General features: G+C 67.6%; 19 protein-coding genes. 9 read left to right on the forward strand and 10 right to left on the reverse strand.

What is annotated here, in order from left to right:
- Positions 1 to 4 precede the first annotated feature (4 nt).
- Positions 5 to 1,603, forward strand: a complete 1,599-nt coding sequence (locus ACQY8M_RS31780) for a GMC family oxidoreductase (protein ID WP_428664692.1) — start codon at positions 5 to 7, stop codon at positions 1,601 to 1,603.
- A gap of 81 nt (positions 1,604 to 1,684) precedes the next feature.
- On the opposite strand, the gene ACQY8M_RS31785 is transcribed toward ACQY8M_RS31780, so the two are convergent.
- The 7 genes from ACQY8M_RS31785 to ACQY8M_RS31815 form a co-directional block, all read right to left on the reverse strand.
- The gene (locus ACQY8M_RS31785; protein WP_428664695.1) at positions 1,685 to 2,845 is read right to left on the reverse strand and encodes a cobalamin-independent methionine synthase II family protein; all 1,161 of its coding nucleotides are present in this window, start codon (positions 2,843 to 2,845) and stop codon (positions 1,685 to 1,687) included.
- 2 nt (positions 2,846 to 2,847) lie between these two features.
- Entirely contained in the window at positions 2,848 to 3,267 is a 420-nt protein-coding gene (locus tag ACQY8M_RS31790) for an acyl-CoA thioesterase (protein WP_428664698.1), read from the reverse strand.
- A 3-nt stretch (positions 3,268 to 3,270) separates the two neighbouring features.
- A complete protein-coding gene (locus ACQY8M_RS31795) occupies positions 3,271 to 3,687 on the reverse strand; it encodes a hotdog fold thioesterase (protein ID WP_428664701.1) in 417 nt (138 codons plus the stop codon).
- A complete protein-coding gene (locus ACQY8M_RS31800; RefSeq protein ID WP_428664704.1) occupies positions 3,684 to 5,126 on the reverse strand; it encodes an indolepyruvate oxidoreductase subunit beta family protein in 1,443 nt (480 codons plus the stop codon). The genes ACQY8M_RS31795 and ACQY8M_RS31800 overlap by 4 nt, the downstream gene beginning before the upstream one ends.
- Complete coding sequence (locus tag ACQY8M_RS31805) at positions 5,123 to 5,665, reverse strand: chlorite dismutase family protein (protein ID WP_428664707.1); 543 nt, start codon at positions 5,663 to 5,665, stop codon at positions 5,123 to 5,125. The genes ACQY8M_RS31800 and ACQY8M_RS31805 overlap by 4 nt, the downstream gene beginning before the upstream one ends.
- Entirely contained in the window at positions 5,658 to 7,808 is a 2,151-nt protein-coding gene (locus ACQY8M_RS31810; protein ID WP_428664709.1) for a thiamine pyrophosphate-dependent enzyme, read from the reverse strand. The genes ACQY8M_RS31805 and ACQY8M_RS31810 overlap by 8 nt, the downstream gene beginning before the upstream one ends.
- Positions 7,809 to 7,919: 111 nt before the next feature.
- The gene (locus ACQY8M_RS31815; RefSeq protein WP_428664712.1) at positions 7,920 to 8,519 is read right to left on the reverse strand and encodes a DTW domain-containing protein; all 600 of its coding nucleotides are present in this window, start codon (positions 8,517 to 8,519) and stop codon (positions 7,920 to 7,922) included.
- A 74-nt stretch (positions 8,520 to 8,593) separates the two neighbouring features.
- Between ACQY8M_RS31815 and ACQY8M_RS31820 the strand changes: the two genes are divergently transcribed.
- From ACQY8M_RS31820 to ACQY8M_RS31845, 6 genes are read left to right on the forward strand one after another with little or no spacing between them, the layout of a single operon-like run.
- Positions 8,594 to 9,379 (forward strand): hypothetical protein, encoded by a 786-nt coding sequence (locus ACQY8M_RS31820; RefSeq protein ID WP_428664715.1) that lies wholly within the window; start codon positions 8,594 to 8,596, stop codon positions 9,377 to 9,379.
- A gap of 28 nt (positions 9,380 to 9,407) precedes the next feature.
- Positions 9,408 to 9,629: a biotin/lipoyl-binding carrier protein gene (locus tag ACQY8M_RS31825; protein ID WP_428664718.1), complete on the forward strand. Its 222-nt coding sequence runs from the start codon at positions 9,408 to 9,410 to the stop codon at positions 9,627 to 9,629.
- A complete protein-coding gene (locus ACQY8M_RS31830; protein ID WP_428664721.1) occupies positions 9,622 to 10,677 on the forward strand; it encodes a YeiH family protein in 1,056 nt (351 codons plus the stop codon). Before ACQY8M_RS31825 ends, ACQY8M_RS31830 begins: the two co-directional genes overlap by 8 nt.
- Before the next feature lie 45 nt (positions 10,678 to 10,722).
- On the forward strand, positions 10,723 to 11,277 hold the full coding sequence (locus tag ACQY8M_RS31835) for a helix-turn-helix domain-containing protein (protein WP_428664723.1): 555 nt from the start codon (positions 10,723 to 10,725) through the stop codon (positions 11,275 to 11,277).
- On the forward strand, positions 11,277 to 11,783 hold the full coding sequence (locus ACQY8M_RS31840; RefSeq protein WP_428675557.1) for an N-acetyltransferase family protein: 507 nt from the start codon (positions 11,277 to 11,279) through the stop codon (positions 11,781 to 11,783). The genes ACQY8M_RS31835 and ACQY8M_RS31840 overlap by 1 nt, the downstream gene beginning before the upstream one ends.
- A 4-nt stretch (positions 11,784 to 11,787) precedes the next feature.
- Positions 11,788 to 12,624 (forward strand): EamA family transporter, encoded by an 837-nt coding sequence (locus tag ACQY8M_RS31845; RefSeq protein ID WP_428664726.1) that lies wholly within the window; start codon positions 11,788 to 11,790, stop codon positions 12,622 to 12,624.
- Here the strand turns inward: ACQY8M_RS31845 and ACQY8M_RS31850 are convergent.
- From ACQY8M_RS31850 to ACQY8M_RS31860, 3 genes are read right to left on the reverse strand one after another with little or no spacing between them, the layout of a single operon-like run.
- Complete coding sequence (locus tag ACQY8M_RS31850; protein WP_428664729.1) at positions 12,621 to 13,232, reverse strand: glutathione S-transferase family protein; 612 nt, start codon at positions 13,230 to 13,232, stop codon at positions 12,621 to 12,623. The two genes, ACQY8M_RS31845 and ACQY8M_RS31850, sit on opposite strands and share 4 nt — an antisense overlap.
- A 10-nt stretch (positions 13,233 to 13,242) precedes the next feature.
- Entirely contained in the window at positions 13,243 to 14,223 is a 981-nt protein-coding gene (locus ACQY8M_RS31855; protein ID WP_428664731.1) for a Bug family tripartite tricarboxylate transporter substrate binding protein, read from the reverse strand.
- 26 nt (positions 14,224 to 14,249) lie between these two features.
- Positions 14,250 to 15,233, reverse strand: a complete 984-nt coding sequence (locus tag ACQY8M_RS31860) for a Bug family tripartite tricarboxylate transporter substrate binding protein (protein ID WP_428664734.1) — start codon at positions 15,231 to 15,233, stop codon at positions 14,250 to 14,252.
- 59 nt (positions 15,234 to 15,292) lie between these two features.
- Here ACQY8M_RS31860 and ACQY8M_RS31865 point away from each other — a divergent pair, with 59 nt between their 5' ends.
- Positions 15,293 to 15,787 (forward strand): GNAT family N-acetyltransferase, encoded by a 495-nt coding sequence (locus tag ACQY8M_RS31865; protein ID WP_428664737.1) that lies wholly within the window; start codon positions 15,293 to 15,295, stop codon positions 15,785 to 15,787.
- Positions 15,784 to 16,254, forward strand: a complete 471-nt coding sequence (locus ACQY8M_RS31870; RefSeq protein ID WP_428664740.1) for a MaoC family dehydratase — start codon at positions 15,784 to 15,786, stop codon at positions 16,252 to 16,254. Before ACQY8M_RS31865 ends, ACQY8M_RS31870 begins: the two co-directional genes overlap by 4 nt.
- Positions 16,255 to 16,273: the final 19 nt, after the last annotated feature.

The raw sequence follows: 16,273 nt of genomic DNA on the forward strand, positions 1-16,273 counted from the left end.
CACCATGGCCGACTATGATTACATCATCGTGGGAGCCGGCTCCGCCGGCGGCGCCCTCGCGGCGCGCCTCACGGAAAATACAACCCACAAGGTTCTGCTGCTCGAGGCTGGCGCGGCCAGCCACCCGTACTCCCGCATGCCGCTCAGCTTCGGCCTGCTGATCGACAATCCGGCCGCCAACTGGCTCTACGAGTCGGAGCCCGAGCCCAACACGGCCAACCGCCAAATTCCGGTGCCGCGCGGTAAATTGCTCGGCGGGTCGAGCTCGATCAACGGGCTGGTCTGGGTCCGCGGCCAGCCGCTCGACTACGATACATGGGCGCAGATGGGCTGCCGCGGCTGGAGCTGGCACGACGTGGCACCGGTCTTCACCCGGATGGAGAACTTCGTCGACGGCGACGGCAGCAACGGCCGCGGGACCGGCGGCCCGCTCAAGGTGTCGACCGTGCCCGACCAGAACCCGCTCTACGACGCGATCTTCGCGGCAGCGAAGGCCGCGGGCTTCAAGCTCAATCCCGATTACAACAGCGAGGATCAGGAAGGCGTCGTGAAAACGCAGACCTCGATCTACAAGGGCCGGCGCATGAGCGTCGCCCATTGCTACATCGAGCCGGCGATGAAGCGCTCGAAGAACCTGCATGTCGTCACCAACGCCCACACCCTGCGCGTCCTGCTCGACGGCAAGCGTTGCACCGGCGTCGAGTACGAGAAGGACGGCAAGGTCGTGCAGGCGCGCGCAAAGGAAACGATCCTGTCGGCCGGTGGCGTCGCCAGCCCGCAGATCCTCGAGCTTTCCGGCATCGGCCAGCCCGAGCTGCTGAAGCAGCACGGCATCGAGGTGAAGCACGAGCTGCCGGCGGTCGGCGAGAATTTCCGCGACCACATCAACGCCCGCATCGTGTGGCGGGTGAAGGACCCGAAGGTGTCCTACAACCACATGGCGCGCGGCGTCGGGGCGGTCACCCAAATGATGAAGTACCTCGCCACGGGCGGTGGCTTCATGAGCCTGCCCTCGGCGCCCCTGCTCGCCTTCCTGCGCACGCGGCCGGAGCTCGCCACGCCCGACGTGCAGATGCACATCGTGCCCTACTCGATCAAGGACCCCAAGACGCGCAAGCTGCAGGACTTTCCGTCGATGACTGTATCGGTCTACCAGCTTCGCCCGGAGAGCCTGGGCTCGATCCACATCCGCTCGAAGGACCCCAAGGCCCAGCCGGCGATCCGCTTCAACTTCCTGGCCGACCCGATCGACCAGGCGGCGATGTCCGAAGGCTTCCGCATGATCCGCCGCCTCGTCGACGCTCCGCCGATGGACGCCTATCGCGGCGAGGAATATTCGCCTGGCCCGCAGATCAGCAAGGACGCCGACATCCTCGACTACATCCGCAACAACTCGCAGACCGCCTATCACCCGATCGGCACCTGCCGCATGGGACCCGCCGGGCCGAAAACGGTAGTCGACGACAAGCTCCTGGTGCATGGGATCGAAGGCCTGCGGGTCGCCGACGCCTCGATCTTCCCGACCATGCCGTCCGGCAACACCAACGCGCCCTCGATCATGGTCGGCGAGAAGATGGCGGATATATTGAAGGCGGCGGTGTAGTCGTCGCTGGGAGCGCGGGTCTCCAGACCCGCTCAACTCATGAGCGGGTCTGGAGACCCGCGCTCCCAGCAAAGACTCGAGCTACCGCCCCCACAGCCTCTTGGTCGCGATGTCGGCGCCATCGCGGCAGGCCTTGAGCTTGGCCCAGACAACGTCTTCGGAGACCATCTCGGAGCCGGCGAAGGTGCCGAAGCCGCAATCGCTCGAGGCGATGACCCGGGTGCGGTCGCCGACGGCATCGACCGCCTCGCAGATCCGATTGGCCACCACCTCCGGGTGCTCGACGTAGTTGGTCGAGGTGTCGATCACGCCGGGCAGGAGAATGAAATCGGCGGGCAGCTTTGCCTGCTTCAGCGCGGCGTACTCGTGCTGGTGCCGTGGATTGGCGAACTCGATGCTGAGCCCGCCGACCTTCGCCCCGGTGAGCACCGGCATCACGTCGGCGAGCGGCACGTCGTGGACGTGCGGCCCCTCGTAGTTGCCCCAGCAGCAATGCAGCCGCACGCGATCACGCGGAATGTTGACCAGCGCTTCGTTGAGCGCTGCCACGTGCATCTCGGCGATCTCCAGGAACTCCGGCACGGTCTTGTCGTGGAACAGCACCGTGCGTTCCATGGCGAGGTCCGGCGCATCGATCTGCAGGATGAAGTTGTCGGCGATCAGCTCGTATTCCTTGCGCATCTCGCGGGCGAGCGCGAAGACATAGGCCTCGTAGCTGTCGTAGTGCGCGTTGAGCATCGTCGTGGCGATGATGCCGGGCGACGCCGCCGTCATGAATGTCTCGACCGGCTGCGTGGCGAGGCCGCTGAGCGCCGCGCGGAACATGCGGCACTCCTCCTCGGCCGCGCGGAGATCGTCGTAGGCCACCTCGGCGACCGCCTGCGGGGCGTTCGATACCTTGCTGCGGCGGGGCGAGCGTGCTGCCGCCCATTTGGCGAAGGCGGGGAAGTCGACGTAATCGCGCGGCCGCGGCCGTTTCGACTCTCCGCCGAAGCCTTTCATGCGCTGCGCCACATAGGTCTGGAAGCCGACTCGCGGCTGCTCGCCGTCGTTCACCACGTCGACGCCGCTCGCCGTCTGACGCTCGACGACGTGGCGCACCGCGCTTTCACCGCGCCGCGCCAGCTCGGCGCGATCGACCGCCTCGCCCAGCTCGTCGCGGATCAGCAGGTCCGACAGGACCGGCTCGCGCGGCAGGCTGCCGACGTGGGTCGTGAGAATCCGCTCTTCGCTGCGGCGCATCGCTATCCTCCCAGTTTCTTTCTCGCGTCCTCGGGGATGGCGACCGCCTTCAGCGACTGCGCGTCCCCCTCCTTCCGGGCCCAGATTCGCGTCTCCGTGCCTTCGGCCGCGATCTCTCCCGCCTCGTTGCGGAAGAGGTGGCGGATGACGAAGGAGCTGCGGCCCCACTTCTCAACCCGGGTCTCGATGATCAGCTTCTCACCCTGTTGTGACGGGCGCTTGAAGGCGCACTCGGCCGCGACCAGCGGCGTGCCCTCCTTCCATTGCCCACTGCTCAGGTCGTCGCGCTTGAGACCTGCTGCAAGAAAAAGCCGGTAGGTCGACTGGTCGCTCCAGCGGAAATAAGCCGGGTAGTAGTCGATGCCGGCCGGGTCGCAATCGCCCCATTCGACGGTGACGGTATGGTGGCTGACGAGCGACATGGTTCAGACCTCGATCGGTTGGCCGCTGACGAAAGCCGTGCCGGTCAGGGCGGCCACGAGCTTGCCGTCGGCGCGCACGACATCGACACGATAGTGCGACAGCTTGCTCGAGCGTGAGATCTCGACAGCCGTCGCGGTCAGCACATCGCCCGCCTTCACAGGGCGATTGTAGATCATGTGCGTGTCGATCCCCGACGAGGCGATACCGCGCGAATTGCAGGCAAAGCCGAAGGCGGCGTCCGCGAGGGTGAAGGTCAGCCCGCCATGGCAGGCGCCATGGAAGTTGAGGTGCTGCGTGCCGACCGTCACGCGGGTCACTGCGCAGCCAAGCGACGCCTCGACCAGCTCGATGCCCAGCCCCACGCAGAACGCATCGCGCGTCGCCAGGGCGGCGAGGTCGATCTTGGCCGCAGCGGTCATGCCGCGATCGCCGCCAGGGTCCGGTCGAGCGACTCACCGTCGGGATCGGCGAGCGCTGCGACGCGCGCATTGGCAACGGCGTCGGCCGCCTTGCGCGGCGCCATACGGCCGGCGAGCGCCGGCGCGATGACCTCGGCGGTGATGCGCCGGTAGTTGTCGAGCCCGCGCTTGTAGGTGTCGCCGTACCCCTTGATCAGCCGCGCCGATTCGGCGATCTCGCGCGCCAGCTCGACGCTCAGCGCCTGTGCACTGCGGATCTGTTCCAGCCAGCGGCCGATCTCGGCCTGCTCCTCGATGTAGCGCCAGCTGTGCGGCCGCCACCACCGCAGGCTCGCGAGGAAACGCAGGCGGGCGAAGCCCCAGATCGTCGTGCTGCGCACGTGCATCGAGAAATGGAACTTGCGCCCCGCGAGCAGCCAGTGCGCCGCCCATGGCGGCAGGATGGCAGCGATCTCCTCGTTGCCCGGCTTGAAATGCTCGGTGATCACGAGCGGCTCATGTGGCTTGGCGCGCACCTCGGCGCGCACACGGTCCAAGCGCTCGCGCGACGTCTTCGCCTGCGCGACGCGGATTACATCCTCGAACGACATGCGCACCGCGAGATGCCTCGCAACGTCCCGGACGATCGCCGCGTCGATGCCGGACAGCCGGTCGAGATAGAGGGTGGCGTAGCCCCGGTCCTGATAGGCGACGAGGCGACGGATGCCCTCTTCGATCACGTCCAGGCTCGCGCCCGGGAAGCTCGAGCGGGCGCGCTCGATCAGGTCCTCGACGCCCTGCGCGGCCGCCTGGCGCTTGCGATGCTCGCGCACCGCCTGCTCGAGTTCGCCGCGCGCATGGCCGCGGCCGAAGGCGAAGGCCGCGAGATTGGTGTCGACCGCCTTGCCGCCCTCGCGGATCGCTGCCTCAAAGGCGGTGTCGGGGATCGGCAGCTTACCCGAGCCGGCCAGCGCGCCCAGCAGCACGGCATTGATTACCCCGCCGCTCTCCTCGGCGGTCTGCTCCATGTCGAACAGGATCTGGGACTTGCTGCGCTCCTTCACCGCGCGCAGCAAGCGGCCGACGTCGAAGCTGCCGTCGCCCATCGCCGCGCGCTCGCCGATCGACAGCACGCGATGGGTGGAGGCGATCAGGGTGGTGCGATCGGGTGTGACGAAGCCGTTGAAGATCATGCGGCCGGCTTCGAGAAGCTCGGTGGCAAGAGCGATGTCGACCTCGCCCATCGCCGGATTGAGCGCCAGCACCGCCTCGCGCGGCCCGCGCCCCGGCATCACCTCGACATAGTAGGTCGTGGCCCCGGTGCGCTGGGCCACGCCCGGGATCTGCGTCGCCTGCACGCCGAGACCCTGGCTGTGCGCGGCGGCAATGATCCAGTCGCACAACACGCCGCCGCCGTCGCCGCCCAGCGCGCCGATCAGGATGGTGAGGGGCTTGCTCACCCGTCCTTCTCCAGACGCAGCTCGACCTCGCGCTCGACGAACGCCCACTCCGGGGAAGCGCGCAGCTTTCCGAGCAATTCGTCGAACCGGCCTTCGTCGGCGGGCGCAAACTCGAACCACGTCAGGAAGTCAAACATGGCGCCCGCCTGGTCGCGGCAGTGGACGAGCTGCCGGGACACGACCGAGAGGTAGTCGCTGCCGATCGCGATATGGCGTGACTTGTCCTCGATCACCGCGCGGCGCTCGTCCTGTGCCATGCCCCACCATGCGGCGGACTTGGTGATCGGAATGAGCGCCGCATAAGTTGCCGCCGGTCGGCCGAGCACCGACGGTGTGGCATCGAGCACGCGTTTCTCCGAAGCGTGCGTGTAGCGCAGATTGCTGGTCATGCCGCCGATGACCCAGGCAGCACTGGGCCGCGGCACTGCACCCTTGTCGAGGCGCGCGACCGACGGCAGCGCCTCGCCGCGGATGGCGCCCTGACTCCTTACGCGCCAGGTCCCCGCCGAGCCTCCGCTGAAGACGATCGGATCAGGCATTGGCCATCGCTCCGATCACCTTCGATCGCAGGTGCCATTTCAGCCGGTCCCACCAGGTCGCGTTCTGCACGATCTCGGCTTTGTAGAAGGACGGGCAGAGCACGGCGGCGTCGGCGACCTCGCCGCACAGGCCGCAGCCGACGCAGCCGTTATTCACATGCGCCACCGGATCGGTGCGGAGCGGATCGGGACTGGGCTTCACCACCAGCGACGGGCAGCCCGACAGGCGGATGCAGGAGTGGTCGCCAGTGCAGACCTCGTCGTCGACGCCGTAGCGGGTACGGACAACCCGCTCGCCGCGTTTCAGCTGGGCCGCGATCTGCGGCCTGATGCGGCGCTGCCGCGCGAGCTGGCATTCGCCGTCGGCGACGATGACCTTGAGCCCCTTGTCGTTCGTGCTCATGGCATCGCGCAGCGTCTGGAGCATCGTGCCGACATTGTAGGTGCGAATGGTGCGCAGCCACTTCACGCCCATCGCCTTGAGGGTCGCGGCGATGTCGGACGTCGTCTCGCCGTCGCGGCGATTGCCCGACGTGTTCGGAATGAACTGCGCGCCGGTCGCCGAGGTGTAGCCGTTCTGCATGATGACCAGCACGCGGTCGCCACGATTGAACATCGATGACGCCACGCCCGACAGCAGGCCATTGTGCCAGAAGCCGCCGTCGCCCATCACCGAGATGGTGCGCTTCTGCATGATCGGCGCCACCGCGCCCGCGGCCGCGAGCGACATGCCGAAGCCGAGGATCGAGTTGCCGAGATTGAACGGCGCCAAAGTCGCGAACGAGTGGCAGCCGATGTCGCTCGAGATATGGACCTTGCCGACCTCGCGCTCGAGCAGCTTGATCGCGGAGAATACCGGCCGCTCGGGACAGCCGACGCAGAAGCCCGGCGGGCGCAGCGGCAGCGACCCGCCCAGGATCTTCTGCGCCTCGGCGCGGCCGGCACGTGCGGCCTCGAAGCGCTCGCGCGGGCCGGACACGTCGATGTCGTTGGCGGCGCGGGCGAAGAACTTCAGCAGGCCATCGGTGATCACCTCGGCGGTGTACTCGCCTGCCATCGGCAGCACATCCTTGCCATAGATCTTCGTGTCCATGTCGCGCTTGCGCAGCAGGACATGGATCGCCTGCTCGATGTAGTCGGGGGCGCCCTCCTCGACGACCAGCACGGCACGCTTGCCCTTGCAGAAGTCGGCGATCTGGTCGGGCGCCAGCGGATGGGTGACGTTCAGCACCAGCGTCGGCACCTTGCCGTCGACCTCGAGCCGGTCGAGACCGCGCATCAGGACGTTGGTGATTCCGCCCTGCACGATGATGCCGAGATCGGAACGCTCGCCGGGCAAGAACTCGTTCAGGCCGTGCTCGACGATGAAGCGCTCGGCCGCGGGCTGGCGGACCTCGACCTTGATCTTCTCGTGCGCATAGGTCGATGGCGGGTGGGAGATGCGGTCGTAGTTGTGCAGCGCCGGATGGGCGAGCCGGTGATTGCGCGAGATCGCCGGCGCCTTGTTGTCTGTAGCAACGAACTCGCCGGTGACATGGCAGGCGCGGATGCGGAGCTCCATCATCACCGGCGTGTTGGTCGCTTCGGAGAGCTCGAACGCCTTCTCGGTGCAGCGCACGATGGTCGGCAGCGACGGCCGCGGGTCCAGCAGCCAGACCGAGGATTTCAGCGCATAGGCCTGGGTACGCTCCTGGATGACCGACGCCCCCTCCCCGTAATCCTCGCCGACCACGATCAATGCGCCGCCGATCACGCCGGGCGAGGCGAGATTGGACAGCGCGTCGGCCGCCACGTTGGTGCCGACGATCGACTTCCAGGTGACGCAGCCGCGCATCGGATAGTTGATCGACGCGCCGAGCATCGCCGCCGCCGACGCCTCGTTGGTGCAGGTCTCCAGATGCACGCCCAGCTCGTCGAGCAGGTCCTGCGATTCGACCAGCACGTCGACGAGGTGCGAGACCGGCGCGCCCTGGTAGCCGCCGACATAGGAGACGCCCGACTGCAGGATCGCCTTGGTGACGGCCAGTATGCCTTCGCCCCGGAAGACCTCGCCGTCGCCGAGCCGCAGCGACCGCACCTCCTCCTTGAAGGACCGCTCCGGATTGGTGCGCTGGGCGACAGGAAGCTGCGGCTGGTCGAGCATCCGGCGATTATTACCTCATGGCTGGGGGCGCGCCACTCCAGTGGCGCGTCTTCCTCATCGTTTGCCGCACCGCATGACGCGTCACTGGAGTGACGCGCCCCCAGCAAAGAATCAGCGCCGCCGGCGATAGTCCCGTTTGACCGGCCGCACACCGTCGGCACGTGCCTTGGCCAGCAGGACGCGGAACGGCACGAGCAGCTTCTCTCGCACCGCGGCATCGCCTTCGAGGACGGCGAGCGCAAGTCCGACCGCCTCGAGGGTCGAGACGGCGTCGGGCCGCGCCTCGCGGCGTAGGTCACCGTAGAGCGACGGCCCGTCCGGCACGACCACGAAGCGGCGCAGCCGGGTCAGCCAGGCATTGCGCCACCACAGCGCCTTGGCCTGCGCCCAGTTGCCGTCGAGCGCGACCAAGCCCTTGAGTCCGGCGCGCGCGCTTCTCTGGTCGGCCAACGGTTCGCCCTTGCCATCCAGCGCGACGAGAGGACCCTTCTCCTTCGCCGCATGGGCCGAGCCAAGATAGAGGACGCCCCAGTCCTTGCCGTCGGCCGGCGTCCCGAGCGCATGGCCGAGGTTGCGCCACGATAGCCCGACCGTGAGTCTGGCATTCGCCAGGGTCGAGCAGATCAGCCTGGCGGTGCTCAGCACATGGTCCTGCTCCTGCGGATGCTGCAGGATCAGCACGGCGACTTTGTTCTCGACGGTTTCGGGCATGCCGCAGATATACTCCGTCCGCCACCCCGAGCGTAGCCGAAGGGCCTCGCTCCGGTTGCGCCGACAAGGGAACAATGAACGTCACTCTCCTGATCCTCGACAGCGTCACCAGACTGCCGCCGGAAGCCGCCGGCGCCGTCGTCGTCGGCGCCTCGCACTGCGCAGTCTCGGCGGCGCAATTGTCGGCGAGCGGCCATGTCCGTGCCGCCATCCACCATGACGCCGGCATCGGACTCGACGAAGCAGGGATCGGCGGATTGGCCTATGCCGATTCACTCGGCATGGCGATGGCAGTGGTGGCTACCGCAAGCGCCCGCATCGGCGACGGCGCGGACCTTTATGCCCGTGGCATTATCGGCCACGCGAACCGACTCGCCGCCGCCTGTGGCGTGACGGCCGGCATGACCTGCAAGGAGGCCGCGGAGCTTCTGAAGGTGGCGACCTGGCCTTATCCCCTGCCTCCACCCGAGCCCGAAGGCCGGCATATGGTGGCGGGCGTGCTGTGCATGGACTCCGCGGTTCTCGCCGTGCCGGAGGATCGCGGGCTGGTGATCGCGGCCGGCAGCCATGGCGCGCTCAACTCGGGCCGCACCATGGCAACGATCCGGCCCCGGCTGGTCCTGTTCAACGACGCCGGGCCCGGCATCGACCGTGGCGGCGTTCTCGGCGTCGACCTGCTCGACAACGAGGGCATCGCGGCCGGCGCGGTGGCCGCCCTGTCGGCCCGCATCGGCGATGGACGCTCGACTCTGCAGGACGGAACGCTCTCGACCGTCAACCGCGCGGCCGAACGTCTCGGGCTGTATGTGGGCGGCTCCGCGCTTGCCTTGGCGCGCGCGGTGGCAGAAAAGATTGGCTGAGCAAGAACGCACGGGAGAAGACCGGGACATGGCCGTCGTCAACGTGAAATCGGAAATCGCCGGCAATGTCTGGAAAATCCAGCTCAAGGCCGGCGACAAGGTCGAGCTCGAGGGTGAGATCATGATCCTCGAATCGATGAAGATGGAAATCCCGGTGCTGTCGCCGAAAGCAGGCACGATCAAGGAAATCAGGGTGAACGAAGGCGAAGCGATCGGCGAAGGTCAGCTCGTTGCCGTGATCGATGCCTAGCGGCGTCGTCGTCGACGTCGCGCGGCTCTGGGCTCCCGACAATCTCAGGAAGGTCGCCGCCGGCACCGCCGTCTCTGCCGTGATCGCCGCCATCGCCTTCACCGCGGACGCGCGCGGCTGGACGCATTTCGGCACTGTCTTCGTGCCGCCGCTGATCATCGCGCTGGCGATCGGGATGGCGCTGCAGCCGCTTTCCGCACGCCCTGCGCTGAAGGCCGGCATCGAATTCTCCGGCCGCACGCTGCTTCGCGTCGGTGTCGCGCTCTACGGTGCGCGCCTCACGATCGGCAACCTGATCGACGGCGGACCGCTACCGGTGCTCATCGCGCTGGCGGCTGTCGCCTGCACCATCGCCTTCGGCGCCGTGGCTGCACGCGCCTTCGGCCTGAGCCGCAACTTCGGACTGCTGACCGGCTGCGCGACCGGCGTGTGCGGCGCGGCCGCCGCGATGGCGACCTCCGCCGTCCTGCCCAAGCACGAGCATTCAGACCGAGACCTCGCCTTCACCGTGATGGGCGTCAATTTCATCAGCACCATCACCATGGTGATCTATCCGACCCTGCATCAGACTCTCGGCTTCTCGCCGCTCGAGATGGGCGCCTTCCTGGGTGGCTCGATCCACGATGTGGCGCAGGTCGCCGGCGCGGGCCAAACGCTCGGCCCGACGATCCTGGGCGACGCCATCATCACCAAGCTGTTGCGCGTGGCCTTCCTGCTGCCCGCAGTCATGGGGATCGCGTGGTGGGTCGCCAGGAGCGGCGAGAAGGCTGGCGAGGCGCGGCCGACGCCGCCGGTCTTCCTGTTCGGCTTCCTGGCGCTGGCCGCGCTCAATTCGCTTGGCCTCGTGCCGGCCGAGGTGAAGGCTGCGATCACGCAGGTGTCGTCCTTCCTGATCATCCTGGCGATCGGCGCGCTCGGCATGAAGACATCGCTGCTGGCGCTGGCGCGCATCGGCATGGCGCCGGTGATGCTGCTGGTGGTCGAGACGATCTTCATCGGCGCCCTGGTCGTTGGCTTGGTCTACGGACTTCGGGGCGTCCTCACCTGAATTTGCCTCCATTGTATTGGACGAAATGTCCATTACAATGGATAAATGAATATCAATGAGCAGATCGCTGCGCGCGTGCGCCACCTCAGGGTGGCGCACGATCTCTCCCTCGAGGGGCTGGCCGAACGCAGTGGCGTGAGCCGCTCGATGATCTCGCTCATCGAGCGCGGCGAGACGAGCGCCACCGCCGTCGTACTGGAGAAGCTCGCGGCTGCCCTCGGCATCACCCTGGCAGCCCTGTTCGAGCCGCCTGCTGGGAGCGCTGCCCCGCTGATGCGCAGGGCGGACCAGGCAGTCTGGCGCGATCCGGACTCCGGCTACTTGCGCCGCAATGTGTCGCCGAGCGGCACGCTCACGCCGATCCAGATCGTCGAGGTGGATTTCCCCGCGGGGGCCCATGTCGCCTACGAGACCGGCAGCCGCGAGCCGGCAGCCCATCAGCAGGTGTGGGTGCTGGAAGGGCAGATCGACGTGACGGTCGGCGACGAGCAGCACAGCTTGCAGGACGGCGACTGCCTCGCCTTCGTGCTCGATCGGCCGACCGCCTTCCGCAACCGCACCCGCAAGACCGCCCGCTATGCCGTGGTGATCGTGTCGTGATCCGGCAACTGACGACGCTCTCGGATGCCGACATTGCCGGACTGGCGGACGTGCTGCACGATTGCGTCGAGGGCGGCGCATCGGTGAGCTTCATGCTGCCTCTGACACGGGAACGCGCCCGCGCCTTTTGGCAAGGCTTGGCGGCGGACGTCGCGCGAGGCCGCCGCCTGCTGTTCGTCGCGCGCGATGCCGAGGGCATCGTCGGCACGGTGCAGGTGATCCTGAGCCAGCCCGAGAACCAGCCGCATCGTGCCGACATTGCGAAGATGCTGGTCCATCGCCGCGGCCGGCAGCGTGGCCTCGGCGCTGCGCTGATGCGGGTGGCAGAGGACGGCGCGCGAGCGGCCGGCAAGACACTGCTCGTGCTCGACACGGCAACAGGCAGCAACGCCGAGCGACTCTACGAGCGACTGGGCTGGCAGCGCGTCGGAGTCATTCCCGATTACGCGCTGTGGCCGCAGGGCGGTCTCTGCGCCACGACCGTCTTCTATCGCCGCCTCGGCTGATCGCATGGACTCCTGGCAGGTCGCCGCCGCCCTCCTCAGCGCGGCGCTTCATGCCGGCTGGAACGCCGCCGTGAAATCGCACGCCCGGCCGGCCGAGATCATGACCGCCCAGATGGTGATCGGCGCCCTTCTCGGGCTGCCGGCGCTGCTCTGGACCGGCCTGCCGGCCGCGGCTTCCCTGCCGTGGCTCGCAGGATCGACCTGCATCAACCTGGTGATCGTGGCTGCACTGCTGCGGACCTACAGCCTGATCGGCTTCGGGACGGCCTATCCCATGGTCCGCGCCCTCTCGGTCATGCTGGTCACGCCGGCAGCCACGCTCCTCTCAGGGGAACTGATGAGCGGCTACGGCGTGCTGGGCATCGGCCTGATCGTGGTCTCGCTGTGCCTGCTCGCGGCGGGCAATCGCGCTCATCCCGCCGTGCCGCGCATGGCTCTGGTCTGGATGATGCTGGCCGGCCTCGCGACGGCCGGCTACGTGCTGTGCGATGCGCAGGGCGTGCGCCGCGCCGGCTCGCCGCTCGCCTACGGCTTTGTCGTATCGGCGACCAACGCGGCGGCGATGTTCGTCTTCCATGGCTTCGCTGCGCGGCAGTGGCACAGTGTGGCGGCTCACGCTGGTCTCGCCTTGCCGATCGCCATGGCGTCGACGGCCTCCTACCTGCTGATCCTGTGGGTCTGGAGCCAGGCGCCGATCGCGCCGGCATCGGCGCTGCGCGACACCAGCTCGATCTTCGCCATCATGATCGCAATCGTCTGGCTGCACGAGCCGTTCACCCGGCTGCGCCTGTTCGCGATTCTTCTGTCCGCCGCCGCCGTGCCGCTATTGCGGATGGCTTAAGCGCGCGCCGTCGGTCGCTTCGACACCGACGCCCACCAGCGCGACAGGTTCCTGTGATCCTCCGGGATCGGCAGCCTGGCCACGCCGCGCGCCGTCAGCAGCGCGACCTGTGCCGTGATGTCGGCCATGTCGTAGCGCTCGACGCCGATGAACTCCTTGCCCTCGAGCTCGCGATCGAGCCAGCGCATGCGCTCGACCAGCAGTTTGCGCTGCGCCTCGCCCCACGCCGGCATCTGCTCGCGCTTGCCGACCCAGAACGGATGGGTGTGGACGAAGACGTCGATCACCGGCAGCAGCAGCTCATGCTCCATGCGCCGGTTCCACATCTCGACCTGCGCGCGCTCAAGCGTCGAGCGGCCGAACAGCGGCGGCTCTGGCACCATCTCCTCGAAGTATCGGCAGATCGCGACCGACTCACAGAGCACCGTGCCATCGTCGAGCTCCAGCACGGGCAGCTTGCCCAGCGGATTCTTGCCGAGGAAGCCTGGCCTCTGATGCTCCCGCGTCTCGATGTCGAGCGCCTCGACCGGGATCGAGATCTTCTTCTCCGCCAGAAAAATCTTCACCCGGCGGGGATTGGGCGCGTTCTTGAGATCGTAGAGCTTCACCGCCGTCTCCTCAATTTCCCGGCTTGGTCCCGGTCGCCTTCACGACCTCGGCCCAGGTCGCCATGTCCTTGGCCATGAAGGCCGCGAACTCGGCGGGCGTGAGCGGGTCGGCGAGCGTCGCGCGGTCCGCGAACTGGCGCAGCACCGCGGGATCGCGCATCAGGGCCACGAGATCGGCGTTCACCTTGTTGACGATCTCGTCCGGCGTCCTGGCCGGCGCCACCAGCCCCGACCAACCGGCCGAATCGTAACCGGGCACGGTTGCGCCGATCGACGGGACGGACTCCAGGCTTGGCGCAGACCGCACGGTCGTGACCCCCAGCGCCTTGATCCGGCCGTCGCGGATCGCGCTCAGCGACGAAGCGGTGCTGTCCATCATCAACTTGACGTGGCCGCCCAGCAGGTCGGCCATGGCCGGACCGGAGCCCTTGTAGGGGATATGGACGATGTCGAGCTTCGTCATGAGCTTGAACAGCTCCATGCTGAGATGCTGCGCCGTGCCGGGGCCGGCCGAGGCGTAGGAATGCTTGCCCGGCTCTTTGCGGGCGAGCTCGATCAGCTCGGCGACCGTGCTGGCGGGAAAGCTGGGATGGGCCACAATCACCAGCGGCCCCTTGATGATGTTGGTGACCGGCTTGAAGTCGACCAGCGGCTTGTAGGGCAGGTCGGCATAAAGGCTGGGATTGACGCCGAAGGTACCGCTGGTCGCAACCAGGAACGTGTAGCCGTCGGGCGCCGCCGCCCTGCCGGCCTCGACGCCGGGGATGCCGCCGCCCCCGCCCTTGTTTTCGACCACGACCTGCTGCTTCCAGATTTCGGTCAGCCGCTCGGCCATCAGCCGGGCGAAGATGTCGGCTGCCTGACCCGGCGGAAACGGCACGATGAAGCGCACCGGCTTGGTCGGCCACGGCGCCTGCGCCTGGGCGCGGACGGCGATGAAGGGTGCTGCCAGGCCCAGCACCAGGGCGCGGCGGCGTGTTGTGACAGTCATTCGATTCCTCCCTCGTATACGTTGGTCTAGTTGCCGGGCTTGGTCCCGGTCGCGCGCACCACCTCGCCCCAGGTCTCGATCTCCTTGGCAATGAAGGTGGAGAATTCAGCCGGTGTGCCGGGCGCCGGAATGCCGGCACGCTCCTCGATCTGGCGGATCACCGCCGGGTCCCGCAGCAACGCCTGCACGTCGCGGCTGATCCTGTCGACGATCTCGGTCGGCGTCCGCACCGGTGCGGCGAGGCCCGACCATCCAGCGGCATTGAAGCCCGGGATCGTTTCGCCGATGGTCGGAATGGTGTCGAGCGGCGCCGGCGCCCGTCGGCCGGTCGTCACGGCGAACGCCTTGATGCGGCCGTCGCGGATCGCATTCAGTGCCGAGGCGGTGCTGTCCATCATCAGCTTGACGTGACCGCCCAGCAGGTCCGCCATCGCGGGGCCGCTGCCCTTGTAGGGAATGTGCTCGATGTCGACCTTCGCGCGCAGCTTGAACAGCTCCATGCTGAGATGCTGCGACGTGCCCGGACCGGCCGAGGCGTAGGACAGCTTGCCGGGTTCCTTGCGCGCGAGCTCGATCAGCTCGCCCAGTGTCTTCGCTGGAAAGTCGGGATGCGCCACGATCACCAGCGGCACCAGGAAGATGTTGGAGATCGGCTTGAAGTCGACCAGCGGCTTGTAGGGCAGGTCGGGATAGAGGCTGGGATTGACGCCGAACGTGCCGCTCGACACGACCATCACCGTGTAGCCGTCGGGCGCAGCGGCCTTGCCGGTCTCGGTGGCGGGAATGCCGCTGCCGCCGGCCTTGTTCTCGACCACCACCTGCTGCTTCCAGACGTCGGTCAGCCGCTCCGCCATCAGCCGCGCGAAGATATCGGCCGCCTGGCCGGGCGGAAACGGCACGATGAAGCGCACCGGCTTGGTTGGCCACGGCGCCTGCGCCCGGGCGTGCGTCGCGATGAAGGGCGCGGCCAGTCCCAGCGCCAGGGCGCGACGGCGCGTTGCTGTAGTCATCCGTGTCCTCCCGATATGCTTTGGATGACAGGCTAGCACGAGCCCGGGAGAATGCAGACATGATGACGCCAGTCGAAATTTCCCCGCCGCGTTCTTCGGCCGACAACGAAGCGATCAAGACGTTGATGCGCGAGTACGCCGAATCGCTCGGCTTCTCCCTTGCCTATCAGGACTTCGAGACGGAGCTGGCGGACTTCCCGGGCAAGTACGCGCCGCCGGAGGGCGCGCTGCTCCTCGCGACGGTCGGCGGCGAGGCCGCCGGCACCGTGGCGCTACGCAAGCTCGACGCGACCGTCTGCGAGATGAAGCGGCTCTATGTGAAGCCGGCGTTCCGCGGCCGGCGCACGGCCGACGGCCGCTCGATCGGCCGTGCGCTCGCCTGGGACATCGTCGCCGTCGGGCGGGGACGTGGCTATCGGCGTCTCAGGCTCGACACAATCGGCGGCAAAATGCGCCAGGCGCTCTCGCTTTACCGTTCGATGGGGTTCGTCGAAATCCCGCCCTACTACGCGAGCCCGATCCCCGACACCGCCTACATGGAGCTGGTCCTGTGACCGATCGCTACTACGAGGATTTCAACAAAGGCGAGCGCTTCATCAGCGGCGGCATGACCATGACCGAGGCGGGCATCATCGAGTTCGCCCGCCAGTGGGATCCGCAGCCGTTTCATGTCGACGCGGAGTTCGCGAACCAGTGGCAGTACGGCGGCCTGATCGCTTCCGGCCTCCACACGATGTGCGTGACATTGAAGTTGTGGCTCGAGCTCGGCGTGCTCAGATCCTGCAGCCTGGGCTCTCCCGGCCTCGGCGAGACCCAATTCCCCCGACCCGTACGCCCCGGCGACACGCTGCGCGTCGTCACCGACATCGTCGAGCTGCGCGCCTCTGCGTCCAAGCCCGACCGCGGCATCTGCCGCCTGCGCCAGGTGACGATCAACCAGCGCGGCGAGCACGTCATGGAACAGGAGACAACCGTCTTCCTGAAACGCCGTCCTGTCGCGGTGGCCGCTGCCCGCTCATAGCCCTCTCCCCCGAGGGCAG

Origin of the sequence: Reyranella sp. (assembly GCF_965279465.1) — a bacterium.
Lineage (GTDB): Bacteria > Pseudomonadota > Alphaproteobacteria > Reyranellales > Reyranellaceae > Reyranella.